General features: G+C 68.5%; 23 protein-coding genes, 1 tRNA gene and 7 pseudogenes. 11 read left to right on the forward strand and 20 right to left on the reverse strand.

Annotation, left to right across the window (positions count from 1 at the left end; all coding sequences use genetic code 11):
- Positions 1 to 109: 109 nt before the first annotated feature.
- Positions 110 to 1,414: a M20 family metallopeptidase gene (locus ACIQFZ_RS39600; protein WP_402693549.1), complete on the reverse strand. Its 1,305-nt coding sequence runs from the start codon at positions 1,412 to 1,414 to the stop codon at positions 110 to 112.
- Positions 1,415 to 1,539: 125 nt separating this feature from the next.
- Between ACIQFZ_RS39600 and ACIQFZ_RS39605 the strand changes: the two are divergent.
- A pseudogene (locus ACIQFZ_RS39605) lies at positions 1,540 to 1,772 on the forward strand (Tn3 family transposase); the annotation flags it as partial.
- Positions 1,773 to 1,869: 97 nt separating this feature from the next.
- Here the strand turns inward: ACIQFZ_RS39605 and ACIQFZ_RS39610 are convergent.
- Positions 1,870 to 2,532 carry a response regulator gene (locus ACIQFZ_RS39610; RefSeq protein ID WP_383064446.1) on the reverse strand — a complete coding sequence of 221 codons (663 nt, stop codon included), beginning with the start codon at positions 2,530 to 2,532 and terminating at the stop codon, positions 1,870 to 1,872.
- A gap of 373 nt (positions 2,533 to 2,905) precedes the next feature.
- Here ACIQFZ_RS39610 and ACIQFZ_RS39615 point away from each other — a divergent pair.
- A pseudogene (locus tag ACIQFZ_RS39615) lies at positions 2,906 to 3,307 on the forward strand (transposase); the annotation flags it as partial.
- A gap of 88 nt (positions 3,308 to 3,395) precedes the next feature.
- Here ACIQFZ_RS39615 and ACIQFZ_RS39620 read toward each other — a convergent pair.
- From ACIQFZ_RS39620 to ACIQFZ_RS39630, 3 genes and pseudogenes are all read right to left on the reverse strand, one after another.
- The gene (locus ACIQFZ_RS39620; protein ID WP_402693550.1) at positions 3,396 to 4,328 is read right to left on the reverse strand and encodes a glutamate decarboxylase; all 933 of its coding nucleotides are present in this window, start codon (positions 4,326 to 4,328) and stop codon (positions 3,396 to 3,398) included.
- A gap of 162 nt (positions 4,329 to 4,490) precedes the next feature.
- A pseudogene (locus ACIQFZ_RS39625) lies at positions 4,491 to 4,646 on the reverse strand (IS630 family transposase); the annotation flags it as partial.
- 84 nt (positions 4,647 to 4,730) lie between these two features.
- Positions 4,731 to 5,279 (reverse strand): N-acetyltransferase, encoded by a 549-nt coding sequence (locus ACIQFZ_RS39630; protein ID WP_365436133.1) that lies wholly within the window; start codon positions 5,277 to 5,279, stop codon positions 4,731 to 4,733.
- Between the two features lie 455 nt (positions 5,280 to 5,734).
- Between ACIQFZ_RS39630 and ACIQFZ_RS39635 the strand changes: the two genes are divergently transcribed.
- Positions 5,735 to 5,974 (forward strand): hypothetical protein, encoded by a 240-nt coding sequence (locus ACIQFZ_RS39635; protein ID WP_402693551.1) that lies wholly within the window; start codon positions 5,735 to 5,737, stop codon positions 5,972 to 5,974.
- A gap of 36 nt (positions 5,975 to 6,010) precedes the next feature.
- On the opposite strand, the gene ACIQFZ_RS39640 is transcribed toward ACIQFZ_RS39635, so the two are convergent.
- Together ACIQFZ_RS39640 and ACIQFZ_RS39645 are read right to left on the reverse strand one after the other, a co-directional pair.
- Positions 6,011 to 6,712 carry a metal-dependent hydrolase gene (locus ACIQFZ_RS39640; protein WP_402693552.1) on the reverse strand — a complete coding sequence of 234 codons (702 nt, stop codon included), beginning with the start codon at positions 6,710 to 6,712 and terminating at the stop codon, positions 6,011 to 6,013.
- 380 nt (positions 6,713 to 7,092) lie between these two features.
- Positions 7,093 to 7,335 (reverse strand): annotated as a pseudogene (locus ACIQFZ_RS39645) (hypothetical protein); the annotation flags it as partial.
- A gap of 91 nt (positions 7,336 to 7,426) precedes the next feature.
- Here ACIQFZ_RS39645 and ACIQFZ_RS39650 point away from each other — a divergent pair.
- A complete protein-coding gene (locus ACIQFZ_RS39650; RefSeq protein WP_383060347.1) occupies positions 7,427 to 7,654 on the forward strand; it encodes a transposase in 228 nt (75 codons plus the stop codon).
- Here the strand turns inward: ACIQFZ_RS39650 and ACIQFZ_RS39655 are convergent.
- The 4 genes from ACIQFZ_RS39655 to ACIQFZ_RS39670 all read right to left on the reverse strand — a co-directional run bounded on the left by ACIQFZ_RS39655 (position 7,652) and on the right by ACIQFZ_RS39670 (position 11,348).
- Positions 7,652 to 7,725, reverse strand: a tRNA-Met gene (locus ACIQFZ_RS39655). The two genes, ACIQFZ_RS39650 and ACIQFZ_RS39655, sit on opposite strands and share 3 nt — an antisense overlap.
- Before the next feature lie 700 nt (positions 7,726 to 8,425).
- On the reverse strand, positions 8,426 to 9,520 hold the full coding sequence (locus ACIQFZ_RS39660) for an ABC transporter substrate-binding protein (RefSeq protein WP_383060310.1): 1,095 nt from the start codon (positions 9,518 to 9,520) through the stop codon (positions 8,426 to 8,428).
- Between the two features lie 92 nt (positions 9,521 to 9,612).
- On the reverse strand, positions 9,613 to 10,491 hold the full coding sequence (locus ACIQFZ_RS39665; protein WP_402693553.1) for an ABC transporter permease: 879 nt from the start codon (positions 10,489 to 10,491) through the stop codon (positions 9,613 to 9,615).
- Positions 10,488 to 11,348, reverse strand: coding sequence for an ABC transporter ATP-binding protein (locus ACIQFZ_RS39670; protein ID WP_365436502.1), 861 nt, complete (start codon positions 11,346 to 11,348; stop codon positions 10,488 to 10,490). The genes ACIQFZ_RS39665 and ACIQFZ_RS39670 overlap by 4 nt, the downstream gene beginning before the upstream one ends.
- Before the next feature lie 267 nt (positions 11,349 to 11,615).
- On the opposite strand from ACIQFZ_RS39670, the gene ACIQFZ_RS39675 reads away from it, so the two are divergent.
- From ACIQFZ_RS39675 to tnpA, 3 genes and pseudogenes are all read left to right on the forward strand, one after another.
- Positions 11,616 to 13,280: an ATP-binding protein gene (locus ACIQFZ_RS39675; protein WP_383060314.1), complete on the forward strand. Its 1,665-nt coding sequence runs from the start codon at positions 11,616 to 11,618 to the stop codon at positions 13,278 to 13,280.
- Positions 13,280 to 13,984 carry a response regulator gene (locus tag ACIQFZ_RS39680; RefSeq protein WP_376654530.1) on the forward strand — a complete coding sequence of 235 codons (705 nt, stop codon included), beginning with the start codon at positions 13,280 to 13,282 and terminating at the stop codon, positions 13,982 to 13,984. The genes ACIQFZ_RS39675 and ACIQFZ_RS39680 overlap by 1 nt, the downstream gene beginning before the upstream one ends.
- Positions 13,965 to 14,241 (forward strand): annotated as a pseudogene (tnpA, locus tag ACIQFZ_RS39685) (IS200/IS605 family transposase); the annotation flags it as partial. The gene ACIQFZ_RS39680 and the pseudogene tnpA, both read left to right, overlap by 20 nt.
- A gap of 85 nt (positions 14,242 to 14,326) precedes the next feature.
- Here tnpA and ACIQFZ_RS39690 read toward each other — a convergent pair.
- The 3 genes and pseudogenes from ACIQFZ_RS39690 to ACIQFZ_RS39700 all read right to left on the reverse strand — a co-directional run.
- Positions 14,327 to 16,492: a M64 family metallopeptidase gene (locus ACIQFZ_RS39690; protein ID WP_376654529.1), complete on the reverse strand. Its 2,166-nt coding sequence runs from the start codon at positions 16,490 to 16,492 to the stop codon at positions 14,327 to 14,329.
- Positions 16,493 to 16,610: 118 nt separating this feature from the next.
- Positions 16,611 to 17,546, reverse strand: a complete 936-nt coding sequence (locus ACIQFZ_RS39695; protein WP_402693554.1) for a Wadjet anti-phage system protein JetD domain-containing protein — start codon at positions 17,544 to 17,546, stop codon at positions 16,611 to 16,613.
- 77 nt (positions 17,547 to 17,623) lie between these two features.
- Positions 17,624 to 17,881: pseudogene (locus ACIQFZ_RS39700) on the reverse strand (DUF3322 domain-containing protein); the annotation flags it as partial.
- Here ACIQFZ_RS39700 and ACIQFZ_RS39705 point away from each other — a divergent pair.
- Complete coding sequence (locus ACIQFZ_RS39705; RefSeq protein ID WP_402693555.1) at positions 17,798 to 18,595, forward strand: S41 family peptidase; 798 nt, start codon at positions 17,798 to 17,800, stop codon at positions 18,593 to 18,595. The pseudogene ACIQFZ_RS39700 and the gene ACIQFZ_RS39705 overlap by 84 nt on opposite strands.
- A 68-nt stretch (positions 18,596 to 18,663) precedes the next feature.
- On the opposite strand, the pseudogene ACIQFZ_RS39710 reads toward ACIQFZ_RS39705, so the two are convergent.
- The 5 genes and pseudogenes from ACIQFZ_RS39710 to ACIQFZ_RS39730 form a co-directional block, all read right to left on the reverse strand.
- Positions 18,664 to 18,831, reverse strand: a pseudogene (locus ACIQFZ_RS39710) (IS5/IS1182 family transposase); the annotation flags it as partial.
- Positions 18,832 to 19,028: 197 nt separating this feature from the next.
- Complete coding sequence (locus ACIQFZ_RS39715; protein ID WP_402693556.1) at positions 19,029 to 19,886, reverse strand: hypothetical protein; 858 nt, start codon at positions 19,884 to 19,886, stop codon at positions 19,029 to 19,031.
- Positions 19,858 to 20,895, reverse strand: a complete 1,038-nt coding sequence (locus ACIQFZ_RS39720; RefSeq protein WP_402693557.1) for a hypothetical protein — start codon at positions 20,893 to 20,895, stop codon at positions 19,858 to 19,860. Before ACIQFZ_RS39720 ends, ACIQFZ_RS39715 begins: the two co-directional genes overlap by 29 nt.
- Before the next feature lie 106 nt (positions 20,896 to 21,001).
- Positions 21,002 to 21,346, reverse strand: a complete 345-nt coding sequence (locus tag ACIQFZ_RS39725) for a hypothetical protein (RefSeq protein WP_402693558.1) — start codon at positions 21,344 to 21,346, stop codon at positions 21,002 to 21,004.
- Between the two features lie 242 nt (positions 21,347 to 21,588).
- On the reverse strand, positions 21,589 to 22,383 hold the full coding sequence (locus ACIQFZ_RS39730; protein WP_365777160.1) for an alpha/beta hydrolase: 795 nt from the start codon (positions 22,381 to 22,383) through the stop codon (positions 21,589 to 21,591).
- A 561-nt stretch (positions 22,384 to 22,944) separates the two neighbouring features.
- On the opposite strand from ACIQFZ_RS39730, the gene ACIQFZ_RS39735 reads away from it, so the two are divergent.
- The 3 genes from ACIQFZ_RS39735 (at position 22,945) to ACIQFZ_RS39745 (ending at position 25,189) form a co-directional block, all read left to right on the forward strand.
- Positions 22,945 to 23,133, forward strand: a complete 189-nt coding sequence (locus ACIQFZ_RS39735; protein ID WP_383060326.1) for an SDR family NAD(P)-dependent oxidoreductase — start codon at positions 22,945 to 22,947, stop codon at positions 23,131 to 23,133.
- A 570-nt stretch (positions 23,134 to 23,703) separates the two neighbouring features.
- A complete protein-coding gene (locus tag ACIQFZ_RS39740; protein ID WP_402693559.1) occupies positions 23,704 to 24,948 on the forward strand; it encodes a cytochrome P450 in 1,245 nt (414 codons plus the stop codon).
- Positions 24,949 to 24,994: 46 nt separating this feature from the next.
- Positions 24,995 to 25,189 (forward strand): ferredoxin, encoded by a 195-nt coding sequence (locus ACIQFZ_RS39745; RefSeq protein ID WP_376654525.1) that lies wholly within the window; start codon positions 24,995 to 24,997, stop codon positions 25,187 to 25,189.
- Between the two features lie 36 nt (positions 25,190 to 25,225).
- On the opposite strand, the gene ACIQFZ_RS39750 is transcribed toward ACIQFZ_RS39745, so the two are convergent.
- Positions 25,226 to 25,840, reverse strand: a complete 615-nt coding sequence (locus ACIQFZ_RS39750) for a helix-turn-helix domain-containing protein (protein WP_365777158.1) — start codon at positions 25,838 to 25,840, stop codon at positions 25,226 to 25,228.
- Between the last annotated feature and the right edge of the window lie 256 nt (positions 25,841 to 26,096).

Consider the following 26,096-nt stretch of genomic DNA (forward strand, 5'->3'; position numbering starts at 1 on the left):
CGTGAAAGGGAGGTCGTCGTCATGTCCGGCAGATTCCCATGTGGGTGAACCACTCGATCCCCGAACGATCACCGAAGGTTTAATTTCAAGCTTAGCCTCTGAGAAAACCTCAGTCGCCCCGGGCCCTGAATCCGCCTGGCAGGTCCTGCGCCCCGTGGGTGCGCTCCGCGATCCAGCCAGCCATCGCCCGTACGCCGACGCCGATGGCGCGCTCATCCGGGGAGAAGTCGGGATAGTGCGGGTAGCTCGTTGTGATGGGTGCTCCAGGAGCACGGACGCCGAGGAATGTGTATGTACCGGGGATCCGGTCCAAGTAGAGGGCGAAGTCCTCGCCGCTGAAGGGCGGGAAGGCGGCACGAAGCTCCGTGACCGTGTCACGGCCGACAGTGCGGCGTAGGTGATGGGCGAGCAGGTTGGCGTCGCGCGCTGGGCAGACCATGGCCGGGAACGGCTCGGCGGGGAAGCGCGTCGCGGCTCCCGTGTACGGCATGCTCGCTCGGCGGATGTCCTCGCGGACCTCCACGTACCGCTCCGGCGGCCAGCAGCGATAGGACACACTCACCGTGGCCTCCCGGGCCGTGGCCCGGATGGCTACGAACCGGGCCAGCGGACCGTTGGGCGTCTTGGCGTCGGCGACGATGCGCTCCAGGTCCGCTGGGGTCTGCGGCAGCGCCACCGTTGCGAGCGCGCCGATGTCGGCGGTCAGACGCCGCGCGGCATCGAGTGCGTCCGGCCCGGAGAGGGTCACCTCCGCCTTGTCCTGGCCCGGCATCCCGTAGCCCGGAGTCACAGCGAACTGGCCGACCGGGAACGGCCCGCAGTGCAGCGCATGGATCTCCTCGATGCCCATACGCTCCAACACGCCCGCGTCGATCAGTGCGCGGGCGCCGGACAGGGTCTCCTCGGCAGGCTGGAAAAGGAAGACCGCTGTTCCGCTCAACTGCTGCCGCAGCCGTGCCAGGACCTGGGCGACGCCGATACCCACCGCGGTGTGGACGTCGTGGCCGCAGACGTGGGCCGGCGCGGTACCTGTCCCGACGATGTCTGTGGGCGGAACCGCGTCCATGTCCGCCCGGTAGGCAACGGTCCGGCCTGGACACCTACCCCGCAGAACACCGACGACACCATGGCCGCCCACCCCAGTGGTAACGGTCAGCCCCGCAGCCCGCAGTTCCCGGACCACCACAGCGGCCGTGCGCTGCTCCCGCCCCGGGGCTTCGGGGTGCCGGTGGATGTCCCGCCGCAACTCGATCAACGCGTGCTCCAGACGCGCCGCCTCGGCGGCCACCGCCGCCTGTCTCACTGGCCCTCCCCACCCACCGGCCACGGCCTTCCCCGTGCCTGCAAACACCGTTCCCACACCGGCCGCCGCTGCGCCGGCCAGTAACGTGCGGCGCGCGAGTGCGCGTTCCATGGGACGACTCACTGTTTCCCCCTTCGGCTCACGTGGTTTTCCTGAACACACGATCGCCGCACACTGATGCCGCTGCCCATCCGGCCAGCCACCATGTGGGAGTGGGGGTAACCACACCCACGTTCGCCGAGTACGGGCGGATCGCCAAGACCGAGCACCTGCTCTGTGTCGTGGACCCGGTCGATGACACCTACCGGCGGCAGATGAACCGGCAGCTCACCGTGCAGGAGTCCCGCCACATGCTGGCCCGCGACGTGTGCCACGGCAAGTGCGGCACCATGCACGGGAGGACCAGCTCGGATCGCTCGGCCTGTCCTCAACGCCGTGGGCAACCTCAACGTGCTCGGCCGTTACAGCTTCACTGCCTCCCAGTGGGTGGCGTGGTAGCGGCGACTCGTACCCGAGACGTGAGCGACGGGGAATTTCCGGCTTCACCATGGGGGCCGGGGACGCCATCAGTGAGGGAGGGTGACGAGCCCCATCTCATAGGCGGTGATGACGAGCTGGACCCGGTCCCGGGCGCCCAGTTTGGTGAGCAGGCGTGACACGTGCGACTTGGCGGTGGCCACCGTGATGAAGAGGTCCTCGGCGATCTCAGTGTTCGACCGGCCGCGTCCGACCAGGGTCAGCACTTCCCGTTCCCGCTCGGTGATGCCCTCGACCGGCCGTGGGGAGCGCTCCGGGGCTGGGCCGGGACGTCCGATGAAGTCGGCGATCAGACGGCGCGTCACACCCGGCGCGATCAGTGCGTCGCCGGCGGCGACCACGCGGATTGCCGCGAGGATGTCGTCCAGCGCCATGTCCTTGACCACGAAGCCGCTCGCGCCGGCCCGGAGCGCGCCGTAGACGTGGTCGTCCTCGTCGAAGGTGGTCAGGACGAGGACGCGTGTGGTTGCCGGACCGGCCGTGATCAGGTGGGTGGCCTCGATCCCGTCCATGCCGGGCATCCGGATGTCCATGACCACGACGTCGGGGCTGGCATCCCTGACCAGTTGGACGGCCTCGGCGTCAGTGGCGGCTTCACCGACGACCTCCAGGTCGGGGTAATCGGCCATGATCACGCGGAGACCGGACCGAACCAACGGTTGGTCGTCGGCGAGCACCACCCGGACGGTCATTGGGCCTCCACAGGGACTCCGATGGGTGCGGGCAGCCGGATCCCGGGTCCCTGGGCTACACCGCCACGGTCCCCGGCTCTTGGATCGTGTACACGCTCTGGCCGCTGATCACGATCGCGCTCGCCGCGCTCGTCGTGAGGCGCCGCGACGTGTGAGTGTGCCACCAGAGGCAAGGTCCCAGTAGCTCGTCGCCGCCTTGATGACGGCCTCTCATAAATGAACAGATGCGAGAGTTCTGCGAGCCACCCCTCCAGCGAGCACGTTTCCCCAGGTCGCCGTTCGCAGAAAGCCTCTCAAAACTCCGGCGTTCGAGGCGGTTCTGACAGACTCCCGGGGTGCACCTGACGCCCGATCAAGCAGCAAACGGGGCGGGCTCGTGCAGAACCGCCGTGACAAGGCCGCGGCCAAGCGGTTCTTCAGGAAGCTGACGAAGGCCACCCAGTCGGTGCCACGAGTGATCGTCACCGACAAGCTCCGCTCCTACGGCGCCGCCCACCGCGAGGCGATGCCGTCGGTGGAGCACTGCTCCCACAAGGGTCTGAACAACCGGGCCGAGAACTCCCACCAACCCACCCGGCAGCGCGAACGCACCATGAAGGGCTTCCGCTCGGTCTGCGGGGCACAGAGATTCCTGTCCGCGTTCAGCGGCATCTCACCCCACCTCCGACCCCGCCGCCACCTGATGACCGCCACCGAGTACCGCACGGAGATGAGCGCCCGACTCACGATCTGGGACCAGATCACCGGCTGCGCCGCCCTGCCCACACCGGCCTGACCCAGACCGCCACCCGAGGCCGACCCACACCCCGACACATCATCAGACACCCCCACCCTCACCAACGTGACAGTGCCGTCCGCGGCCGTCAGGTGTGGGAGAAGCCGGATTCGGCCTCGTGAGACGGCGGAGTGGTGGTGAGGCGGTCGACTGCGTTGCCGATGGCGGCCAGGAGGGACTCTGCGAGATCACGTCCGAAGCCCTCGCGGACCACAATGCGCAGCACGGCGATGTCCTCGGCGTTCGGCGGCATGGTGTAGGCGGGCACCTGCCAGCCGTGGCGGCGCAGTTCTTCGGAGACGTGGAAGACCGTGAACTTGCTCGGGTCGTTGAGCTTGCACGAGACGACGGGGATGTCGGTGCCGTCGCTGATCACGTCGAAGACACCGAGTTTCGCGATGCCGTCGGCAAGATAGTGCGCGGTGTCCCGCAGCCCGGTCATGACCTTGGTGTAGCCCTCCCGGCCGAGGCGTACGAAGTTGTAGTACTGCCCGACGACCTGGTTCCCGGGGCGGGAGAAGTTGAGGGTGAAAGTGGGCATGTCGCCGCCCAGGTAGTTCACGTGGAAGACCAGGTCCTCGGGCAGGTCCTCGGCCGAACGCCACACGACGAAGCCTATGCCCGGGTAGGTGAGGCCGTATTTGTGGCCGGAGACGTTGATCGACTTCACCTGCGGGAGCCGGAAGTCCCACTCCAGGTCGGGGTGGAGGAACGGGGCGACGAAACCGCCCGAGGCGGCGTCGATGTGGATCGCGATATCGGTGCCGTGCTCGGTGTTGTAGGCCACGACCTTGTCGTGGATGGCCTTGATGGGTTCGAACTCGCCGGTGTGGGTGGTGCCCAGGATCGGCACGACACCGATGGTGTTCTCGTCCACGTAGGTCATGGTCTCGTCGGGGTCGACGGTGAACCGGTCGTGGGTCACGGGCACGTAGCGGGGCTCGACGTCCCAGTAGCGGCAGAACTTCTCCCATACCACCTGGACGTTGGAGCCCATCACCAGGCAGGTTCGGCCTACCATGGAAAGGGGCACGGCCAACCGCACTGCAGCCGGGAGATACGCCGCAACGCCATGCCTCTGCGCGGGGGGATGCCTCCTGCTGGGCGTACCGCCCTCATCCCGCCCGGCGCCGTGCCGAGCAGCGGCGCCCTGGCCCTGGCTGTGTCACTTCCTGTGGATGTCCTCGGCGATCTTCGCCACGGGCATGACCTGCGCGGACAGCAGCACCATCTGCGCACGCCGCCGGGCCACCACCGATCCAGTACCCCTGCGGATGATCCGCAGCGGGCGCCTGCTTTCGTCGTCCTCGATCTCGCGAATGCGTACTCGTTCTGCCATCCACAGAGCCTGGCGACACCGCGCCGCCTGGACCAGCATCCAGCGGCGCGTCATGTCACAACAGGGGTATCGGCGCTCTCATCGCTATGCGTTGGGGTCACGGAGGCCAACTGCGTCATGCCGCCAGAACGGCTCTGCATAGACCAGCGTCCCCATCATCCACGGCTCATACTCGGGGAGCCTGATGGCCTGGAAGGCACCGTCCGGGATGCGCAGGGATGGCTTTCGGAAGCCCAGGCCGCCACCGGGCGCGAAGCCGAAACGCGAGTAATAGCCCGGATCGCCCTCCAGGAAGACGAGGGGAACAGCTCGCTCGGCGAGGATCCCCAGTCCGTGTTGGACCAGAGCCGAGCCGATACCGCGCTTGTGGAGCTCAGGCATCACGGCCAAAGGGCTGAGGACTTGCACTTCAACCAGCCGCCGAGGGGCATCGAGCAGACTGCGGGTGAACATGACATGGCCGACGACCTGCCTGTCGTGCTCGGCGACCAGCGAGAGGCCGTCCTCGGGCGTGATGGTGTCCCGCAGGGTATCGACCAGGTCGGCCACGACAAGGCCATGGTCACCGAACGCCTGCAGGTGAACGTCCCGCACGGCCTGCCTGTCGCTCGGAAGTTCTTCGCGAAGATCCATGCCTGGAGGGTAAAGACTCTTCTGGGTGGCTCGCACGCAGTTTTGGAGCCGGAAGGGTATGGCCAGTGACCGTTCAGTTGCGCACCGGACCAGCATTCGAATCAAGCATCTCGCGGCGACGGGGCGAAGGTTCGCTGATACGGCAGTAGGCCGCGATCCGGGCGTGCTGGACGCATACCGGCGGCTGCGCGGTGCGTACCACGGCGTCGTCGGGCCTACCTCGTTCGTGCTGGCGAGGAAGAGGGGACGCCATGTCGGCCACTCGCGCACGGTGTCCGCCTCGGTGGTCGACGGGCCCACAATGTGGCCAACCTGGACAAGGACAAGGCCGTCACCGACGGCACCGCATACGACATCGGGACGGCGCCCGCGACGGCCGGCGGTGCCGCCCCCTCGGCGTGCCGTCCGGCCAACCACACGGCGAAGATCACCGAGGATGGTTCTGGAGCCACGGATTGGGCTTCGGGGGCGCTCGCGGCCACTTCGGCAACCAGACGGCGGCGGTGACCTTCGGCCCGGTCCACTCGGTCCACTTCGACATCCAGGTGCCCAGCAGCCGTACCGGCACTTCGGCGGACGAGGCGTTGCTCACGCTCCAGGCCCTGGACGGGGAGATCCCCGGTACGTCCTTCGCCGAGGGCAAGCTCAGGCCGGCTCCCGGCACCCTCATCGGCGCGATTCAGCGCGGCGCCTGACACCGAGGCATCCGACCGGTGGTGGCCGCGAGGGCCTCAGTGGAGGGGGTGCGGTGACAGGACGGTGAGCCACAGCAGGGCGACGGTGGCGACACCCATCAGCGGTGTGAGTATCTCGGTCTCCACCTTGTTGCCGCTGCTCTTGATCAGCGTGATCTCGTACCGCGACTTCAGCGGCCACAGCCAGGGCGCACCGCGCTTGGTGATGGAGTCACAGAGCAGGTGCGCCACGCACCCCAGACCGATGGCGTAGGGGAGCCAACCGGGGGCGGAGGGAATGAACTTGTCGATGGCCGCGGTGCCCAGGCCGGCCAGGGCCACGATGGTGCCCCATGAGTGGAAGCCGTGCCCCGGAGGACAGAGGTTGAGCGCCCGGACCGCCAGCGCCAGCAAAAAGAAGCTCATGGCGATGGTGAACGGCCTGCCTAGATAGGTGATTCCGGCCCAGCTGCCGACCGTCATGAGGATGACGAAGAACAGGGAGTGCGTGGCATGGCGGTGGCCGCCGGAGATCCAGGCGACGAATCGGCACAGCACCTTGGAGGCCGGGCCGAGGAAGTTGGCGATTGTCCCGTCATGATGGTCCAGGTCGGGCAGCAGCGCCGCACCCGCGCACAGCACGGTGCCCATGAGGATCTCCTGCGGAGCCAGATGTGTGTGCAACACCAGGGGTGGCACGTACGGCGCGGTGCCCGCGAAGAGCAGCGCACCGCTGACGGCATGCGAATGTCCCATCATGCTGGGGTTGTTCTCCTCTGCCCCGTAAGTAGATCGGTCGGCCGGAATCATAATTACGGCCTTGCGCAAGACAAAAGCTTTGCTCCGACACGAACTCACCCGACCGGGCCGAGGCTTGCTCGCTCTTCAGTGGCGAAGGGCGTAGCAGGGCAGTACGTCGAGGTCGGCGGTCCGGACGAGGGACCATCCGGTGATGAGCATCCGGGCCTCGGCTGCGGTGATTGCGAGGTGCTTGAGCGGGTCGTTCTCCTCGCGGCTTGGCCGGCGGGTTCGGTGACGACTCAGAAGGTTCCGCCCGGGGCGAGGATCTGCCGGACGCTGTGGCGGAAGGCCGGTTTGTCGTCCATCCACCGGTAGGCCAGTCGGCAGTTGGCGAGCGCCTACACGGGGAAGGGCAGAGCGCTGAGGTCGCCGGTTGTGAAGTCCTTGACTTCCTCTACCGCCTTTAGGTGGGAGATTCCGGCGGTCGCCCGCTGGGTTTCCTGCTTCACAGCCAGTTGCCCGCCCGGAGTGCTCCGTTGAGGTCTGACACCGGCTCCACAGGCCGATACCGCCAGCCCGGCGGCCACAAGGTTCTTCGCTGCATTCACGTCCCGGTCGTGGGTCATGCCGCAGTCACACGTCGAGGCGCTGCTGGCGGAGCTGCCGAAGAAGAACGGCTGGACGCTGTCGGAGCGGGCCGGACACGTGACCCCGGACCGGATGCAGTGACTGCTGAACGGCTCGGTCTCGGAGGCCGACCAGCTGCGCGACGCGGTCCGCGACTACGTGGTCCAGCACCTCGGCGACCGGGACGCGCAGCTGGTGATCGACGACACCCAGGCGCAGAAGAAGGGCACCAAGTCGGTCGGAGTGGCAGTCCAGTACTGCGGACTGACCGGCGATGTCAAACCACCGAGGGCCGGAATCCCTGATCGGATTCCGGCCCTCGGCCTTCAGTAGCGGGGACAGGATTTGAACCTGCGACCTCTGGGTTATGAGCCCAGCGAGCTACCGAGCTGCTCCACCCCGCGTCGGTGAAGAGAACACTACGTGACCGACGACGAAAGAAGCGAATCGCTTCCGCGGAGCGTCACGCCGACAACTCCTCCCGCAACGCGTCCCTGAGTCGCGCCGCCCACTCGGCGACCTCCCCGGCTCCAGCGCCACCGCGCGGTCGCCCCACTGCCGGCCCTGCAGACCACCGTCCAGACACTGCCAGGGCACCTTGACGTTCGGTGTCGATCGCGTCGAAGGACACCCACTCCGCGACCATCACCGGGTCCCGCGGGGCCGTAAACCACCAAGGCGCTGCCCGCGTACTTCCTCACTGCGCCGGTCCTCGCCGATCAGCCGCTCGGGCGTGACGACCGGGTCCTGGAGCTCCAAGGACGATGATCTGGTAGCGGGCGAGGAGGCCCCGCGAGACGGTCGACGCCAGGAGAGCTTGTAGAGCACCGGCCTGAAGAACTTTGTCTGAGCTGCGTCCGGTGCGGGGCCGTCCGCGGTCTTCGGTACAGCGGTAGCGCGTCCGGAGAGTACTGCGCGGGCGGCCGCGTTTGCGTCGACGGCATCCGTCTTGCCGCGCTTGCGCCGGATGGCACGGTCGGGCTGGTTCACGACTCAGAAGGTTCCGCCCGGGGCGAGGATCTGCCGGACGCGGTGAGGAAGGCCGGTTTGGCTCGGGGCCGCCCGGGCTGCGTTCGCCCGGGCGGCCCCGAGGGCGTAGGGGACTCAGCCGTCGGCACCGGCCGGGGTCGTGGTGGTGGTGAAGCCCTCCTTCTTGTTGGCGTTGAGGGCGAATTCGTTGGTGAACGTCTTGCCGAGATCCACCGACGAGGTCACGCTCCCGACCAACTGCTCGGTGGCCAGTGCGGTCTTCGGGCCGTCGGCCGGCATGATTCCGTCCGGCAGGAACTGGCCCTTGTCCTCGGTCAGCGCCTTGATGTAGTCGGCCTTGGTGACCAACTGGTTCTGCACGAACGACGCGGGCAGCTTGTCGGCGATGTCGGCCGCGCTGTGCGTGTTGATCCAGTGCATCGTGGCCACGAGCGCGTCGACGACCTTCTGCACCGCGTCCTTGTGCGAGTTCACCCAGTCGGTGCGGGCGAGGACGCTCGCGCCCGGGAACGCGCCGCCCAGCGCCGCCTTGGCGCCGTCGGTGGTGGCCAGGTCGATCGCGGAGGCGCCGACGCCCTTCTTCTCCATCGCGGCGACCGTCGGCTGCGTGGTCATGACGCAGTCGGCCTTGCCGTTCTGCAGCGCGGCGACGGCCGTGGAGCCCGCTCCGACCGCGAGCCGGTGGAACTGGTTGGTCTTGACGCTCTTCTGCGCCGCCATGAACTGGGTGAGGGTGTCGGTGCCCGAGCCCAGGTCGGTGACGCCGAGTGTCTTGCCCTTGAAGTCGGCGGCCGATGTCACGCCGCTCTTCTTGGTGCACATCTCCCGCTCGCCCGGCGCGCCGGACAGCTGGACGACGTCCTCGACCGCCTTGCCCTTCGCCTGGAACTCGATCGTGTGGTTGTACCAGGCGCCGGCCATGTCGACTTGGCTCGAGGCCATGGCCTCCTCGGCGCCGACCCCGCCGTTCTGCTCGGTGCTCAGCTCGACCTTGACGCCGTACTTCTTGTAGAAGCCGAGGTTCTGGGCGAGTTGATAGGGCAGGTAGATCTGCTTGTCGATGCCGCCGACCATGAGCTTGACGGTCGGGGTGCCTCCGGAGCTTCCGGAGCCGGATGATGCGGAGTTGCCGGAGTTGCTGGAACACGCGGTGGCGGTGCAGAGGGCGAGGACGGTGACGATCGATGCGGTGAGGGTTCTCTTGAGCATGGCGGGGCCTACACCTTTCGGGAATGCGGCTCTGTTTTCGGGGATGCGGGATGGGACCCCGGGCAAGGGCCGTGAAGCGGGGAAGGCGGGGGTCAGAGGGCGTTCGTCTCGGAGGGGGTCGGCGGGCGCCAGGCGAGCAGTCGGTGTTCGAGCTTGCCGATCAGCCACTCCGCGCCGAGCACGATCACCGCGATGACGAGCATCGTGGCGAACACGCCGTTGGGGTCGAAGTTGTTCTGCGCGGTCTTGATGACCAGTCCCAAACCGCTCTGCGCGCCGAGCACCTCGCCGACGAGCGCGCCGACGATGGCGAAGCCGAAGGCGCTGTGCAGGCTGGCGATGATCCAGGTCAGTGCGGAGGGGACGATGACGTGCCGGGTGATCTGCATCCGGGAGGCGCCGAGCACCCTGACGTTGGCGAGGACGTTGCGGTCGACCTCGCGCACGCCCTGGAAGGCGTTGAAGAAGACGATGAAGAACACCAGTACCGCGGCGAGCAGGATCTTCGGGGTCACGCCGATACCGAAGGCAACGATGAAGATCGAGCCGAGGACGATGCGCGGGATCGCGTTGACCATCTTGATGTAGGGACCGAGCACCTCGGAAAGGTAGCGGCTCTGCCCGAGCGCGACGCCGAACACGATCCCGGCGAGGGAGCCCACGACGAAGCCGACCAGCGCCTCCTGGATGGTGGTCCAGATGTTGGAGTAGAAGGAGCCGAACTGGGTGCCGTGCTGGAAGAGGTCGATCAGCCGCTGCCAGATGCCCGACGGCTGCCCGAAGAAGAACGGGTCGATGATGCCCCAGGTGGTAAAGGCCTGCCAGCCGCCGATCACGAAGACCGCGAGGCCGACACGGCCCGCCCACACCAGGGCGACACTCCGCTGGGCGGCGCGCCGGGCGGCGCTCGCGGCGGGGCCCTTGCCGCCGTCGGTGGCGGGCGCGGCGGTAGCGGTGGACGTCGTACTCATTCCTTGACTCCTGCGGTGCGTGCGTAGGCGCGCTCCACTTCTTCGCGCAGCGTGTCCCAGATCTGGTGCTGGAGTTCGATGAAGCGGGGCTGGAAGCGGATCTCCTGGACCGAGCCGCGCGGACGCGGCAGGTCGATGTCGAAGACGGCCTTGATCGAGCCGGGGCTGGACGTCATCACGACCACCCGGTCGGCGAGCGCCACCGCTTCGTCCAGGTCGTGGGTGATGAAGACGACGGACGGGCGGATCTGCTCCCACAGGCTCAGCAGTTCGGTCGACATGATCGCCTTGGTCTGCACGTCCAGCGCGCCGAACGGCTCGTCCATGATCAGGACCTTGGGCTCGTTGATCAGCGCCGCGGCCATCGCGACGCGTTTGCGCATGCCGCCGGACAACTGGTGCGGGTAGCGGTCCTCGAATCCGGCGAGGCCCACCCGGCGCAGCCAGTCCCGCGCCGAGGCCTGTGCCTGCTGCTTGGGCACCCCGCGGAAGACGGGACCCATCAGCACGTTGCCGAGGACGGTTTTCCAGGGCAGCAGCGCGTCGGTCTGGAACATGAAGCTGACGCCGTTGGTGATGCCGTCCACCTCGCGGCCGCCGACCCTGACCGAGCCCTCGCTGGGCCGGTCGAGCCCGGACACCATGCTCAGCGTCGTCGACTTGCCGCAGCCGGTGGGACCCACCACGGCGCAGAACTGGCCCGGCTCCACGGTGAACGAAACGCCTTGCAGCGCCGTGAACACCTCACCGGCAGGGGTCAGGAATCGCTTGGTGAGCCCGGTGATCTCGATGCGCGCGTTCGTGTGTTCCGCCGCACCGGTGCCCGGGCTCGTCGCGACTTCGTTTCGCGAGGCCATGTGGGGCCGCTTCCTTCCTTCTCACGGAGTTCCCCGGGAATTCCCCGGAGGGCTCCTCGCAGGCCGAGGAAGACAGACGCTAGAGGCGGCCGCGCATTACGTCGCTGTTTCCCAGGTATCTCGCAATAGTTGCGTAAAGCGGAGTTCTGCTCGTTCTGCTCATCGGCATAGGGGTGGGCAGCATCCCCTCCGTCCGGCACAATCGCGCCACCCGGGCACCCGCATGGGCCAACCCGGCACGACACTCACCGGCACGAAGAGGCACCCGTGATACGCATCCGTTTCCGGACAGGCCGCGGCGGGAAGCGGCGGCTGTCCACGCGGATCCTCGCGAACCAACTGCTCATCCTCGCGCTCACCGGCCTGATTGGTTTCGTCCTTTTTGCCTTCGCGCAGCGGGCCGAACTCGACCGCTCCTACGAGCAGCGTGCCCTGGCGATCGCACAGACCACGGCCGCGGACCCGCAGATCCAGCAGGCCATGGAGTACGGGAGTGGCGGCGACACGGTGCAGACGGTCGCCGAACGGATTCGCAGGGCGTCCGGGGCGTCGTACGTGGTCGTGATCGACCTGCGAGGCGTACGGCGCTCGCACCCCATCCACGCGCTGATCGGCGAGCCGGTGGACGAGCCGATCGTGGTGCGGGACGGCCACCCGCACGTCGGCACCGATCAGGGCGCGACCGGGCGCTCAGCCAACGGCAAAGCCCCCCTGTACGGGCGCTCCGGCGCGCTGGTCGGCGAGGTGTCCGTGGGCATCCCGGAGCACGATGTGCTCGGCGAGTTGTGGCGCGAGCTGCCCACCTTCGGGCTGTACGCCGCGACCGCCACTGCGCTCGGCGCGGCGGCGGCCTCTCTGCTGGCGCGGCGCCTGAAGCGGACCACCTTCGGCCTGGAGCTGGAGGAGATAGCCGGCTTACTGCAGGACCGTGAGGCGATGCTGCACGGCATCCGGGAGGGCGTGGTCGCCTTCGACCCCGACGGAAGGATCACCGTCGTCAATGACGAGGCTCGGCGGCTGCTTGGCCTTGGAACCGCACTCGGCCGTCTGATGGAGGAGGTCCTGCCCGACGGCCGGCTGCGCCGCGCACTGGACGGCACCCTGACCGGCACCGACGTCAGCGTCCTGACCGACGACCACTGTCTCGCCGTCAACCGCATGCCGGTCACCCTGCACGGCCATGAACTGGGGGCCGTCGTCACCGTGCGCGACCGCACCGAACTGGTCGGCCTGCTGCGCGAACTGGACTCCGTGCGCGGACTGACCGACGCCCTGCGCGCCCAGCAGCACGAGTTCACCAACCGGATGCACACACTGGCCGGGCTGCTGGACATCGGCGAGCACCAGTCCGCTTACGAGTACGCCATTGAAACGGCCCGCTCCGGGCCGGCCCTGACCGAGGCGGTGCGCTGCCACATCGGCAATCCGCTGATGGTCGGGTTGATCGTGGCGAAGACCACAGTCGCCGCCGAACGCGGGGTGCGGATCGTCCTCACCGACGACTCGGCGCTGGGCGCGGATCCGCCGCACCTGCGGCGGCTGCTCACCATCGTCGGCAACCTGCTCGACAACGCCATCGACGCGACGGCCGACGCAGCGCCCGTCGACGGTGGACGCCGGATTCGGTTGACGCTGACCGAGGGGGACAAGCTGATCGTCGTACGTGTGGCGGACAACGGCCCCGGCGTCGCCCCGGGTACGTCCCAGTCGATCTTCGAGGACGGCTGGTCCACCCGCCCGGAACGCGGCATCGCACGCCGTGGCCTGGGGCTGGCCTTGGTGCACCGGCTGGTGCAGCGGCACGGCGGCACCATCACGGTCAGCGAAGGCCCGGGCGCGGACTTCACGGTCGTACTGCCGCTGCCGGACCCGGCACCGGCACGGCAGGACGCACTGTTCACGGCGGCGTCGCCCATGGGAGGTGAGGGCTGATGATCCGGACCCTGGTGGTGGACGACGACTTCCGGGTCGGCCAGATCCACAGCGACTACGTCCACCGGGTCAAGGGCTTCGCAGTGGTCGGCGAGGCGGCGACCGTGGCCGAGGCACTGGCGGCAGTACGCAATCTGCACCCGGAACTGCTACTGCTCGACGTATTCCTACCTGACGGCAGTGGAATCGACATCCTGCGGCAGCTCAGCCAGGACGAGGGCGACGCCCGGCCCGACGCCCTCATGATCACCGCCGACCACGACATCACCTCGGTCCGGGCCGCGATGAAACTCGGCGCCATCGGTTACCTGGTGAAGCCATTCGGCTCAGCCGACCTCGCCGAACGGCTCACCGCCTACCGCCGGCTCCGCGACCGCGTCGACGCGCTCAGCAGGACGACCACGGCCGACCAGGCCGACGTGGACGCCCTTTTCAGTGCCGCCCGCCCACCCGCCGTCCCTCGGATCCCGGCCAAGGGCCACTCCGCACCCACGCTCAGCGCGATCCACCAGGCCCTGCGTACCGCCTCCACCGCCCTGTCGGCGGCTGAGGCCGCCGAGGCGACCGGCGTCTCCCGTGCCACGGCCCAGCGGTACCTCTCCTACCTCGTCAAGGAAGGCACGGTCCACCTGGAACTCCGCTACGGCACCACCGGCCGCCCCGAACACCGATACCGCATCGCGCCAGTTCAACGGCGAACGTGATCACGTCCACCTGTTGGTGCACTACCCGCCCAAGGTCGCCGTCTCGGAACTGGTCAACAGTCTCAAGGGCGTCTCCGCTCGCCGGATGCGGCTGGGAGTACCTCCCGGCCGAAGGCTGGGGGAGAGTTCACCGGCCGGATCAACCGCGCCATCATGCACAGACACCTGTGGTCACCTCGTATTTCTCCGCATCATGCGGCGGAGCACCGTTGGCGATCGTCCGCCAGTACGTCGAACAGCAAAATTGTCCGCTCTAAGGTGCACGTCAGAGCAGCCTTGAGATGCGTTCGGGTGTTGGGCGGCGGTCCCCGGCGGGGACCTCCGCCCAACCGCAGGAGGGGCTCAGTCGCAGGCGAACCGGTTGTAGGGGACCTGGTAGGTGGCGTCGAGCTTATGGTCGTTCGTGCCGTTGCGGCCCTTGACCTTCGCGTGCGCGGTCACCGTCGCGCTGCCGGTCTCGGTGGTCGACTCGCCGGTGCGGAAGACCGCCGAGACCTTGCCGTCCGCGGGGACGTTCTTGAAGGTCTGCTCGCCGTAGGACGTCTTCACCGCGAGGTCGGCCTGGTATGCCGACCGGTTCCGGGCGGACACCTCGACCTGCGTCTGATCCTTGACGCAGAGGGTCACCGCGCTCGATGTGACGGGTACGGAGCCCGGCGGTGTCGGGTCCTTGGGGAGCACCGTGACGGTGAACTTCTTGGGCGGTGCCACGTTGCCGGCGGCGTCGACGGAGCGGTACTCGATCTGGTGGGTGCCGTATCCGGGCAGCCGCTTGGCGAACGGTGAGGTGGACAGGCCTCCGGTGCCGAGGTTGCCGTAGATCAGATCGTCCACGTTCGTTCCGGTGGGAGTGAACAGGAACGGCTTGGAACCGTCCGTAGGCCAGCCGAAGTAGTGGTACCAACCGTCGCCGTCGACCCGGAATTCCGAGGTCAATGCCCCTGGTTGGTCGTCGTGTGCCGTGAGGGCGAGGCTGAAGGAATCCTTGACGGTGTAGTGCGGCGTGCCGTCGCTGTTCTTCGCGACGCTGACCGGGTCCGACACAAGGTAGCTGGTGGTTGCCGCCGTGTTGTCGACTGCCCACTGTTCGGTTGCCGCAGGCGATGTGGGCTTGCGTGAATCGCTTACGCTGACGTCGACATGGTGGGTGCCCTTGCCGAGTCGGAGGCCGCCGAGATCGAGGCTCGTTGAGTGCCCCACGACATGGCCGTCCAGCCGCCACACCACGTTCAGAGCGTGGTCGCGTGGGTGACTCGGGTTGATCCACAGGACGTCAGTTGCCCCGACGGGCCGCTCGGCGGGCGTCGCCAAGGAGATCTTCGGAGCATCGTCGTCGGCGAACGGTGCTGAGGGTGTCCCGACCGTCCACTCGCGCGTGGCTGTCATCTTGCTGCTGTCCCGAAGGGCGGGATCGCGGACGAAGTCCGTGTCGTCGACGACTTTCACACCGATCGTGTCGCCCGCGCGTGCGTGGAGGTCCCGCACATTGACGCTGCGGGCGTTGGCGACGGTGCGGACCACCTTGCCGTTGACGCTCCAGGTGGCGTCGAGCTCGTGATAGACCGGGTGAACGGTGTCGATCCACAACTCGTCGGTGGGGCCTATGGGTTCATTGGTGGGCGTCGAGTCCTCGATGAGGTTGACGGCCCCCGACAGGCCCGCCGTCATCCGTTCACGACTCACCTGGTCCATGTAGTAGCCGAGCGTCTTCATCATCGAATGCCGGCTCGGCCGCCAGACGCCCTCGGTGTAGTACATGCCGCCTTCGTACCGGCCGATGGTGCCGCCCGATTCGCTCTTCTCCCCCAGCCAGCGCCACCACTTGGCCTTCTGGTCGCGCATCTGCTGCTCGGTCAGCAGGGTGTGATGGACCGACTTGGGTTCACCGCCGCTGTAGGTTCCGCTGGTCACTCCCCGGGAGTAGTAGTCGTACTCGTCCTGGAGACCGCCGAAGGAGTGGCCGAGCTCGTGCGGGGCGATCAGTGCCGACATGGCATTGCCGCCGGTCGCTGTGGCGTACGAGCCGCCTGCGCCGCCATAGGTGTCGCTGTTGGCCAGCGCGAGGATCTGATCCGCCTTCGGGGCCAGGGCCGCGTACTTCTTGGCCGCGTTGTTGTCCATCACGAGCAGCCGCTGGATGCCGTTCGTGGAGCAGCCGCTCCAGAGCTTCATCCCCAAGGGGGTGTTGCGTATCGGGGAATCCAACTGAGGGTCGCAGCTGATACCCGACTCCTGGGAGGGAGTCTCGACGGCGTAGACGTTGATGTAGTTCCGGTAGCTCTTGTAGGGCTCAAGACCCCAGAGCACGTTCAGCTGTTGGTCGACCTGGTCGAGGAATTTGGGCATCTCGGACGCGGTGTAGCCGTCACCGAGTACCACCAGGTTCCAACGATTCGACGGGTCGCCGGTCACATGGATCGGGACGACCGCCGCGTCGTCGGCCGCGGCGCTCACCGGAGCGCCGGTCGCCTGTCTTTCGGCACCCGTCGCGGCGGGTGCAGCAGCCATCGTGCCGAACGCTAGAGCCGCCGCAACAAGTGGTACCAATATGCGTTTCACAAGGAAGCTCCTTGATCTGTGTCCTGATCCGACGGGCCTTCATACGACTGCTCGCCCTGAAGAGGTGTCAATCCTCCGGCTGTGCAGGAACCTTGGTTGTGCGTACGGACTTCTGACACATGGCCGAGGGGGTGCGACCCGTGGCTGTCCTTCGTCGTCCGCGTCCGGAATGCGATGCCGCATGAGGTCGGCGAGGGCGCCCATGTGATTGGTCCATCGCGTTGGACCAGTACCGCGTCAGAGCCTCTCGCACTGCGGTGATGGCAATGCGCTCCTGCCCCAGGCGCAGGTACGGCCGGTAGGCGCCGGTCCGCAGGTCCTGGTCGAGATGGGCCTCCTCGGGGGTGAGGCGTGTCAGGCCGCCGCATGCCTGGGTCTTCTCCTGGCCCCAGTGGGACTTGTGGGCGAGGAGGGTGGCGCGGTCCATGAGCAGTGACGTGGTGTGCGGGAAGCGTCCTCGGACCTGGTCGAGGATGGCGAAGCCATGGGTGTCGATGTCGCCCCAGCAACAGAGGTGGACGTCGTCGAGCCAGGGCAGGCGACTCAGCAGGGCAACGGCGTATCCGGAGCCGAGGATGGCGATGGCGTCGGGGACCGGCGGCAGCGAGAGATAGGTGATCTCGTTCTCGAGGATGAAGGCGGTGCGCACCCCGGGGGAGCAGTCGGCCAGCTCCTCGGCGCGGACGGCGAGTTCGCTGAAGGGCAGGGGAGAGGCGCCGAGGTAGCGCAGGCGGATGTAGATGGGCCTGGTGCGGAAGCCGTAGCGGGCGGCGAGATCATTCTTCGGGGCGCCGGCGTCGATGCGGTCCTCGGAGAGGGCGTGGTCGAGGAGCTCGGCGAGGATCGCCTTGTGGGTCTCGACGAACTTGGTGTCCACGCCGGGCACGTCGATCTCCCGCAGGTAGACCTGTTCGGCGCTGTGGTCGCGGATCCAGCAGACAGTGCACACGAGCTGGTGCCAGACCGCGGTGTGCAGGAGGACCTTCGTGGAGTGGTCGGCCATTCACCGGGCGAGGCCGGGGTCATGGAGTGCTGTGTGCTCGTACGGGGTGTGGGGAAGCGGTCGACCTGGGTGGTGACGCCCAGCAGTGCCCACAGGGCGGGGCGGGTGTCGCCCCAGGCCCGGGCCGGCACGGTGCGGGAGGAGTGAAGGCTGGGAGCCCAGGACTGCGTCCAGGCGAGTGCCTGCTCATAGTGGTGCAGGGTGTCGGCCGCGGTCGGGCCCTTGAGCGGCACCGTGATGGGTTCGAAGGGGTGTCCGCCTGCGGCGACGGCGAGGTCGCGGCCGCTGGTCCACTTGCGACGCAGGGTCTCGACAACGTCTGGGACCCGGAGCAAGCCAAGGAGACCCTGGGGGCGTCGACCGCATCTTTCGAACCTCCGCAGGGCCGCTCCCTGAAGAACGGCATCGGGTACATCTCGCTGACCGCGGTGGGCGGTTCCCAGAAGACGTACGACGCGTACGTACGGCAGGGCCGGGCCGCCGTGGCGAAGGCGGACGGGGCGGGAGCCTGCGGCTGGGTGGTGGACCTGAGGCGGGAGACCGGTGGTGGCATGTGGCCGGTGCTCGCCGTGGCCGGACCGATTCCGGGCGACGGCACGGTGGGCATGTTCGTCGATGCGGACGGCAAGAAATTCGTGTGGTCGATCAAGAACGGTGCCCCGTACCTGGACGGCAAGCCGCAGGCAGGAGGCGCCGGCCGGCCCCTGGGCAGAAGCAGGCCGCCGGTCGCCGTGCTGACCGGCCGGCCGACAGCCAGTGCGGGTGAGGCGGTCGTGGTGGCCTTTCGCGGACGCCCGGACACCCGGTTCTTCGGCGAACAGACCCGAGGCGTCCCGACGGGAAACGTACCGCACCGCCTGTCCGACGGCGCCATGCTCATCCTCACGGAAGTCAAGGACGCGGACCGCACGGGCCGCACCTACGACGACGCGATTCCGCCGGACGAGGAAGTCATCAAGGACCCCCGCCCGGTGGCCCGCCACCAGGACGCCGTCCTGGACGCGGCCCAGAGTTGGCTGCTCAAGCAGGCCGCCTGCCGGCGACGGTGAACTGTTGTTCGGTCACTCCGAAAGTTCGTGGCTGAGAGCCAGGCCCTCCGGGGTGGTCAGCCGTCGACAGCGGTCGGTTTCCTCGGCCAGCTGGGGGTCGCGCCTTTCCCTGCGAGGCGCCTGGTCATGAGGGTGATGGCGGCCCAGGTGATCAGCGTCTCGGAGTGCTGGATGAGCCGTTCGTAGTCCCTCGCGTGGCGGCGGGCGTGCATCATCCATGCGAGCGACCTCTCGACGCCCCCCGTGCCGTCGACCGTCCGGGCCTGCTGGCGCTCGACGCCGCGCCGGTCGGCCTGCAGGCGCTCCAGGCGGCGCAGCGTCACCCCCGGGTTCTTTCTGTGCTGCTCGTAGTGCTCGGTCGTGTCGGCGCGGCTCGCGCAGCGGTCGGCCTCCCCCTGCCCGGGCGCACCGTGCCGCCGCGCCCGGGCGGCACTCACCCGAGGAACGACAGCAGTACGGTCAGAGCCAACAGCACAGCGAGGACGGGACCCAGTGGCAGGCCGTGGTTGCGCGGTGGACTCTGCTCGATGGGGCGCAGCTCCGGACGGGTGTGCAGCGCGTTGATCTCGTCGGTCATCTGGCTGTACGGCGGGCGCAGTCCCAGTCGGCGTTCCGCCCAGGGCCAGCCGATGTCGAGCAGGTCCCAGGTGTCCTGGTCGCGCACTCGGATCTCGACCGTGCCCTCAGGGGTGTAGGCGGCCCCCCGCAGCCGTTCCCACGGCACATGCCGCACCTTCCAGGCTCCGGTCAGCCACAGCCCCGCGCTGTCCGCGGTGACCCGCCAGTTGAGCAGGGTGGCCGCCAGGTTGAGCAGCATGAACAGTCCGAAGAAGCCGAGGACGTGCCAGCCGAACCCGTCCGCCAGCAGCGTGTCGGTGACGAACTTGGTCCCCACCACTGCGCACGCCGTGAAGGCCAGCCCGCCGGCCCTGGCCACCTTGCCGGGTCCCCAGCGCATCGGCCGGCCGGCGGGTGTCAGGGTCGCGGCCACCTCTGCCACACGGTCGTCCGGCAGTGGCTTGGCGCCGGCGGGTTCCTCGATCGCGTCGAGGCTCGGGGCGTGTGCCATTGGGCCAGGGACCCTCCTGGGCAACCGGACCGGCCCCCTGGTACGCGTCACCACCGGGTTCCCATCACCGTCGGCCGTGAGGAAGACCAGCTCGCCGCCTTCGCACGGGGCGCCGAACATGACCCCCTCGTGCAGCCGCGTGTCGAAGACCGGGGCGCCCTCGCCCTCCCCGTCCTCCTCGTCGTACTCCCCCTCATCGGGCTGGTCCTCGTCGGGCAGCACCTGCGCGAGGAGACAGCTGAAGAGGGGTGCTGCCAGAGGCGTCGTCGGCGGCGTAGACCCAGGTCCGTCCGTTGAGATCGACGCGCCCCAGCACCCGCAGGGCCGGCACCGGTCCCCGGCGCAGCGCCGCACTGCGGCGGCGTGCCAGGACGCCCGTCGTGAGCAGCGAGATGCCCGGCAACCCGGCGGCCAGCGCCAGCAGTTGCCAGTCGAAAGCGTCGTGCGGCTCGGCGGCCAGGCGCCGCCACGGTCCGTCCTCCAGCACCGTCACCGCGGTCCCGACGGCGTAGTCCTCGGGGAACGCCGCGTCGACGGTGATGCGCCGCGCGTCGTCGGTGCGTACACGGACCGACACGTCGTTCCGGCTGATCACCTCGGCCGCGATGCGCTCCGCCCCAGCGGCATGGCGCTCGTCCTCGCGCACACCGCTCAGGCCCAGGCAGATCGCGCCGGCGGCCACGGCGCACAGCATGGCACCGGCTGCGAGGGGGATCGTCCCCCGCCACAGCGGGCCGACGGGTTCGGGCAACCGGTGCCGTATCCCGGCGGCGGTCCGCTCCACGAGTCGCCGCTGCTTGCGCCGGGCGGCCGACCGCGCCCAGGCCGCGGCCCAGCCGAGCGCGAGGACCGCGATCACCGCCATGTTCGCGGCTCGGGACACCTCTCCGGGGGCGGGGAACTGCTCCCACGCCACGAGGACCGCCAGGACCGGCGCGGTGACGAGGGTGAGTTCGGGAAGCCGGGCGAGCCAGTACAGCAGGCCCACGGCCAGGCCCGCCTGCACCATGCCGGCCCAGTCCGGACCGCACGGAACCGCATCGCTGCACACCGGTTCCGGCTCCGCGCCGATCGCCACGACCAGGGGGACGAGCAGTGCCAGGACGGACCACAACGGCCTCGTCCACGGCGCCAGGCCGGCCTTCCGCCACGCCGCGGTGTCGACGGACTGCCAGTTGGGAATGTCTGTGGGGAGGGACCCCGACGGTATCGGAACCGGGCTCTCGGACACCCGAGGATTATGCGGTAGGCCATCGCACCTGTTCCCACCGGCCCTCACCGGCAGGACCGGGCTCCCCGACGGCGACCGGAACGGTCCCGGACTCCGTCGGCCGGGTTCACTCCGTGTGGACCGCCTCCCCTGCGACCGGAGTGAGCACCGAACAGGTGCCGGCCACGTCCGTGTCCGGGGCGAACAGGTCCCGGTCGAGGACGGCGAGGTCCGCGGCCATGCCCTTGTGCACCACCACCACGGCGACGTCGCCGCCGGACTCGGTTTTCGGCCGGTGACGACCAGGTGGTGGCCCCCACCAGCGCGTCGTCGAGTACCGGGCGCTGAACGTGGCGCCGCTGAGACCGGATTGTGCGGGCCTGGGCGACGGGGACGACCAGAACTCGACGAGGCCCAGGTCGACCAGATCGTGGACCTGGGCTTGCGCGGGGCAGTACGAGAACGTGACCAACCGCGGGCTCGCCGCCTGAGTCCTCTGCAGAGTCGGCGGTAGGGAGGTCCGGCCGTAGCCAGGGCCTCCCTCGTAAGAGCTCTCTGCTCCACCAGTTCAAACGCCTTGCCGTGCGCTGGGAGAGGCCTCTTGAACTCCACGACGCTCTGATCTCACTGGCCTGCAGCCTCATCTGCTGGAGGCGCCTCAAGAAGGCCGCATCGTGATCCATCGGCGGGGTGCCGGAAAGGCTGCGGCCATGGCTATGCCGAGGCAAGGAAGTCCCGGACCGCGTCCGCGAAGCCGACCGGGTCGTTGGCGTACAAGAAGTGGTCCGTCCCCAGTTCGACGAGACGGGTGCCGGGCCGCTGAGCGGCCATCTGTGCTGCCTGCTCTGCCGACAGCACACCGCCTTTGGCGCCGCGTATCAGCAGCGCCGGGCAGGCTGAGCCGGTCCAGTCGGCCCAGTGGTCGCCGTGGACCTGGTTCTCGGATTCGTAGATGTCCTTGGGGTGGAAGTGCAGGCCCCACGTTCCGTCCGGCTGCTTGCGAACGGCGGATTCGAGGAAGGGGGCGAACGGGCCCAGCTGCGCCACGAACGCCTCCCGGCTGGGGCAGGTGCCCCCCGGAAGATTTAGTACGAACGCTAGCGGGTTGCTGCCGTCCAGGCCGAGCTCGGTACAGCCCTCGCCGTTGACCAGCGCGGTCACGCGCTCGGGGTGGCGGGCGGCGAACTGGTAGGCGTTGATCGCGCCGAGCGAGTGGCCGAGGAGGGCTGCGCGGTCCAGTCCCAGGTGGTCCATGAGGGCTTCCAGATCGGCGAGGTAGCCCTCCCGGCTGTAGTCGGCCGCCCGGTCGGAGTCGCCGTGGCCGCGCTGGTCGGGCGCTATGACCCGCCAGTCCGGGGCGAGGCGGGCGGCGAGATCGGCGTACGACATGCCCTCGGACATGTGTCCGTGCAGGGCGAGCAGCGGGCGGCCTGGTCCGCCGAAGTCCACGTAGGACAGGGTGCGGCCGTCGATGGTGAGCGCGGAACGCTTGGCGTTGTCGGTGTTCATGGGTTCACCGTAGACGACATCTATACGCATGTACAAGACGTCTGTATAAGACGGCTGTCTGAACCGTGGCGCCACACGGTCAACCAACCCGACTGATCGCCGGTGTGCGTGAACGGCTCCCAGGTTCGCGCGAAAGGGGGAGTGCCGCGACCGGCCTGTTACCGCTCGACTGGCGGAGAAGGGCGGCAAGCGCCTCCTGATCCGTGCGTGATCGTGTTATGAGCTCTCAGCACGTCTGCGGAACTCTCCGGCCGCTTCGCCTGGTCCTCGCCCGCTCCTGCAATCGCGACGGGCGAGGACCAGGCAGGCCGCCCGGCCGCACGCACCAGCGCGGATGGTTTGTTGTCCGTCGCCTCGAGCGCCAGCCCTTGTCCGGTGCGCACCTTTGCGGCCCAGGACGCGGGAGCCTTCCGGTGGTGCGCGAGATCCCAGAGTTGATCGCCTCGAAGTTCCTCCTGATCGGTGCACTGCCCGTAATCGCTGCGCTGCGCCGCCGACCACCAAAGATCGCTGACCGAACCCACGCCCGGGCCTACGCAGCGCTCCTCGCCGCAGTCATCATTGCGATGCTCTTGCCAAGATGGCGGGCATCTGGCCGTCTGCTACGAGCAGCGCCCCTACGCCCCGCAGTCCGCTTACGGGCCGTTCAAGACGGCCAATTCCATGTTCGCCGCCGAAGCCGCCCGCCGCTGGGCCGGTGACGGCATTACCGTCAACGCCGTCATGCCCGGCGTGGTCCGCACCAACTGATGCGCCACGTCGATCCAGCACTCCTCGCCCGCTATGCCGACAGCGGCGCCCCCGCCCTGCCCTGGAAGACAGCGGAACAAGGCGCGGCCACCTCCGTCCTGCTCGCCGTCTCCCCGCACACCGAAGGCGTCACGGGCCAGTACTTCGAAGACTGCCAGGAAGCGGAACCGCTACATCCGGACAGACCTTTACGGAGGAGTCGCCGATGACGCGTTCGACGGCGCCGACGCCGCTCGCCTGTGGGGGCTCTCGATGAAGACCACCACGCGGTCGTAGAGGCCGTCGATCCCGCACAGCCCGCCCTTGCGCCCGCCGAGCCCAACGGTCGGCGGGCGCAAGGCATGTGCGGCTGAAAATCCCCCTGCCCGTGCCACATGGGTGACGGCCGTGTTGCACCCCCATAACAGATAGTCGAGTATCAGTTAAAAGGGGTGGGCGGTGGTGCTAGGGCAACGGGTGCCGGCGGGCCGCTCGGGAGGCGGCCCGGCTCTCTCCTGGATGCGTCCCCGCCTGCGACCTCATAGCCGGTCGGGTGGCCGGGTCCGGCCGCCCCGCACGGACACCGTCAGCTTGCTCGAACCCCTCACCCAGGAGATGTTCATGGCCGCGACCGCCCCCGCACCGCAGTTGCCGTTCGCCCGCCCCAACGCCCTGGATCTCGCACCGCTGTTCGCGCGCCTGCGCCAGCAGGGGCCACTGGCCCGGGTGACCACTCCGGCCGGTGACCCCGCCTGGCTGGTGACCACCTACGACGAGGCCCGCGCGATCCTGGGCGATCCCCGGTTCGGCAAGTCGCACCCCACGCCCGAGACCGCGTCCAGGATCTCGTCGGCCGCGATCCAGTCCGGGCCCATCAGCACGTTCGAGGGCGAGGCTCGCGAGCACGCGCGGATGCGCAGGATGCTCGTACCCGCCTTCACCGCACCGCGTATGCGGCGCCTGAGCGCAAGGATCGAGCACCTGGCCGAGCGCTGCCTCGACGGCATGGAAGAGGCCCGACGCAGCCGTCCTGATGCGCCGCTCAACCTGCACGACCACCTCTCCTTCCCGCTGCCGGTCCAGGTGATCTGCGAACTGCTCGGCGTGCCGAGCGGCGACCGCGACCTGCTGCGCGGCTGGTCCGAGCGGATCGGCGCCCTTCACGGCGGGGCCGACGGGCAGACGGCCATGGCGGAGTTCCAGGCGTACGTCGCAACGCTCGCCGAGAAAAAGCGCCTCTCGCCCGGAGAGGACGTCATCACCGACATCCTGAAGGTCCAGGCCGAGGACGCGACCTTCACCGAGGACGACATGACCCGCCTGGCCGCCGGCCTGCTGTTCGCCGGCCACGAGACCACCTCGACCCGCATCGACTTCGGCGTAATGTTCCTGCTCAGTGACCCCGCTCGCCGCGACTGCTTCGCCGCCGACCCCGCAGCGCAGGTGCAGGACACCGTCGAGGAGATCCTGCGCATGGCCGCACCCGGCGGGCTCGGCCTGATGCGTTACGCCCGCGAAGACGTCACCATTGGCAAGGACGTCATCGCCCGGGGCGACGCCGTGCTCGTCGCGATCAACTCCGCCAACCGTGACGCGAAGAGGTTCGAAGCCCCGGACACCTTCAACCCCTCGCGCACCCCCAACGCACACCTGGCCTTCGGCCACGGCGGCCACTACTGCATTGGCAATGCCCTGGCCCGCACCGAGATGCGCATCGCTTTCACCGCCCTCTTCCGCCGTATGCCCCGCCTGCACCTCGCCGTCGACCCCCACACCCTGCCCGACCACGCCGAACGTCTGGCCGGTGGTGTCAGCACCGTCCCCGTCCTTTGGTGACACAGCTGCGTGACGAACACAGTGACAGACCGAGGAGAAGCAGAGCATGCACCTGGAAACCGACACCGCCCGATGCGTCGCCTCTGGCCAGTGCGCCCTGAGCACGCCCGCCGTGTTCGACCAGATGGACGACGGCAAGGTCATCGTCCTTGACGCCGTGCCGGCACTGGCAGAACACTCCCGCACGCGGCAGGCCGCCGCCCTGTGCCCGGCCGGCGCCATCCGCGTGCACGGCGGCTGACCCGCCCGCCATCAGAATGCCGGCGCCGGACAGCCTTCACGCCTCCGGGTGCCGCAGCGCCGGAGCCTCGCACGGCAAAGGACGCGCCGCGACAGGCGAGAGGCCGTCCAGGACCAGCGCCACATAGCGCCGCCACCCGTCCTCACTCGGATCCATCGTCCACAGCACGCTCACCAGCATGGTCATGAGGCGGCGCAGGTCCTCCGGCACCAGGTCGTCGCGCACCACGCCTTCTCGCTGACCCCGCTCGATGAGCGGGGTCAGCGCGTCGAAGAACCGGTCACCGACCTCCGGCGTCAGGACTCCGGCGCCGCGGGCCGCGGTGAGCACGTTGTAGGCGTCGGCGGCCGACGACAGTGCCGCCTCCCACACCTGCGTCAGACCGCGCCGCACGTCATCGTCCCGGTCCGCCCGCTCCACCGCGGGCAGCACCTGTTCGGAGAACTGCTGGTCCAGCACCGCGCGCAGCAGCACACCCTTGTCGGGGAAGCGGCGGAACAGCGTCGCGATCCCCACCCCTGCATGCCGGGCGACCTCGTCCAGCGAGGCATCGGGCCCGTGTTCGGCGAACACCGCACGCGCCGACCGGACGATCTTGTCGAAATTACGTGCTGCGTCGGCACGCAGCGCTCGGGGGGTACCAGCAGACATGCCCACACCTTAAGTGATAGTTGACACTCGATTCGAGGGTGACAGGCGTTCCGGGTCAATCCGATAGGTGACTTTCGAGGCCGTCAGGGCCTGCTGGCGTGGCTGATGGCCTGTATGACTCTGGGGGTGTTGACGGTGCCGAATTTGGGCACGGTGTCGCACCTAGTAGACTGTCGCGGCTAATGTTTGGGATAGAGATGGCGCAGTTTGATGCGTGCATCGTGGGTGGTGAACTGCCAGTCCACCTGACGTTGGT

It is taken from the genome of Streptomyces sp. NPDC093064, from assembly GCF_044754605.1.
GTDB lineage: Bacteria > Actinomycetota > Actinomycetes > Streptomycetales > Streptomycetaceae > Streptomyces.

Coding starts and splice junctions, on each gene's coding strand:
- ACIQFZ_RS39600 (WP_402693549.1), bottom strand. CDS start 1,414: ATGGAACGCGCACTCGCGCGCCGCACGTTACTGGCCGGCGCAGCGGCG.
- ACIQFZ_RS39610 (WP_383064446.1), bottom strand. CDS start 2,532: ATGACCGTCCGGGTGGTGCTCGCCGACGACCAACCGTTGGTTCGGTCC.
- ACIQFZ_RS39620 (WP_402693550.1), bottom strand. CDS start 4,328: ATGGTAGGCCGAACCTGCCTGGTGATGGGCTCCAACGTCCAGGTGGTA.
- ACIQFZ_RS39630 (WP_365436133.1), bottom strand. CDS start 5,279: ATGGATCTTCGCGAAGAACTTCCGAGCGACAGGCAGGCCGTGCGGGAC.
- ACIQFZ_RS39640 (WP_402693552.1), bottom strand. CDS start 6,712: ATGATGGGACATTCGCATGCCGTCAGCGGTGCGCTGCTCTTCGCGGGC.
- ACIQFZ_RS39660 (WP_383060310.1), bottom strand. CDS start 9,520: ATGCTCAAGAGAACCCTCACCGCATCGATCGTCACCGTCCTCGCCCTC.
- ACIQFZ_RS39665 (WP_402693553.1), bottom strand. CDS start 10,491: ATGAGTACGACGTCCACCGCTACCGCCGCGCCCGCCACCGACGGCGGC.
- ACIQFZ_RS39670 (WP_365436502.1), bottom strand. CDS start 11,348: ATGGCCTCGCGAAACGAAGTCGCGACGAGCCCGGGCACCGGTGCGGCG.
- ACIQFZ_RS39680 (WP_376654530.1), top strand. CDS start 13,280: ATGATCCGGACCCTGGTGGTGGACGACGACTTCCGGGTCGGCCAGATC.
- ACIQFZ_RS39690 (WP_376654529.1), bottom strand. CDS start 16,492: ATGGCTGCTGCACCCGCCGCGACGGGTGCCGAAAGACAGGCGACCGGC.
- ACIQFZ_RS39695 (WP_402693554.1), bottom strand. CDS start 17,546: ATGGCCGACCACTCCACGAAGGTCCTCCTGCACACCGCGGTCTGGCAC.
- ACIQFZ_RS39730 (WP_365777160.1), bottom strand. CDS start 22,383: ATGAACACCGACAACGCCAAGCGTTCCGCGCTCACCATCGACGGCCGC.
- ACIQFZ_RS39745 (WP_376654525.1), top strand. CDS start 24,995: ATGCACCTGGAAACCGACACCGCCCGATGCGTCGCCTCTGGCCAGTGC.
- ACIQFZ_RS39750 (WP_365777158.1), bottom strand. CDS start 25,840: ATGTCTGCTGGTACCCCCCGAGCGCTGCGTGCCGACGCAGCACGTAAT.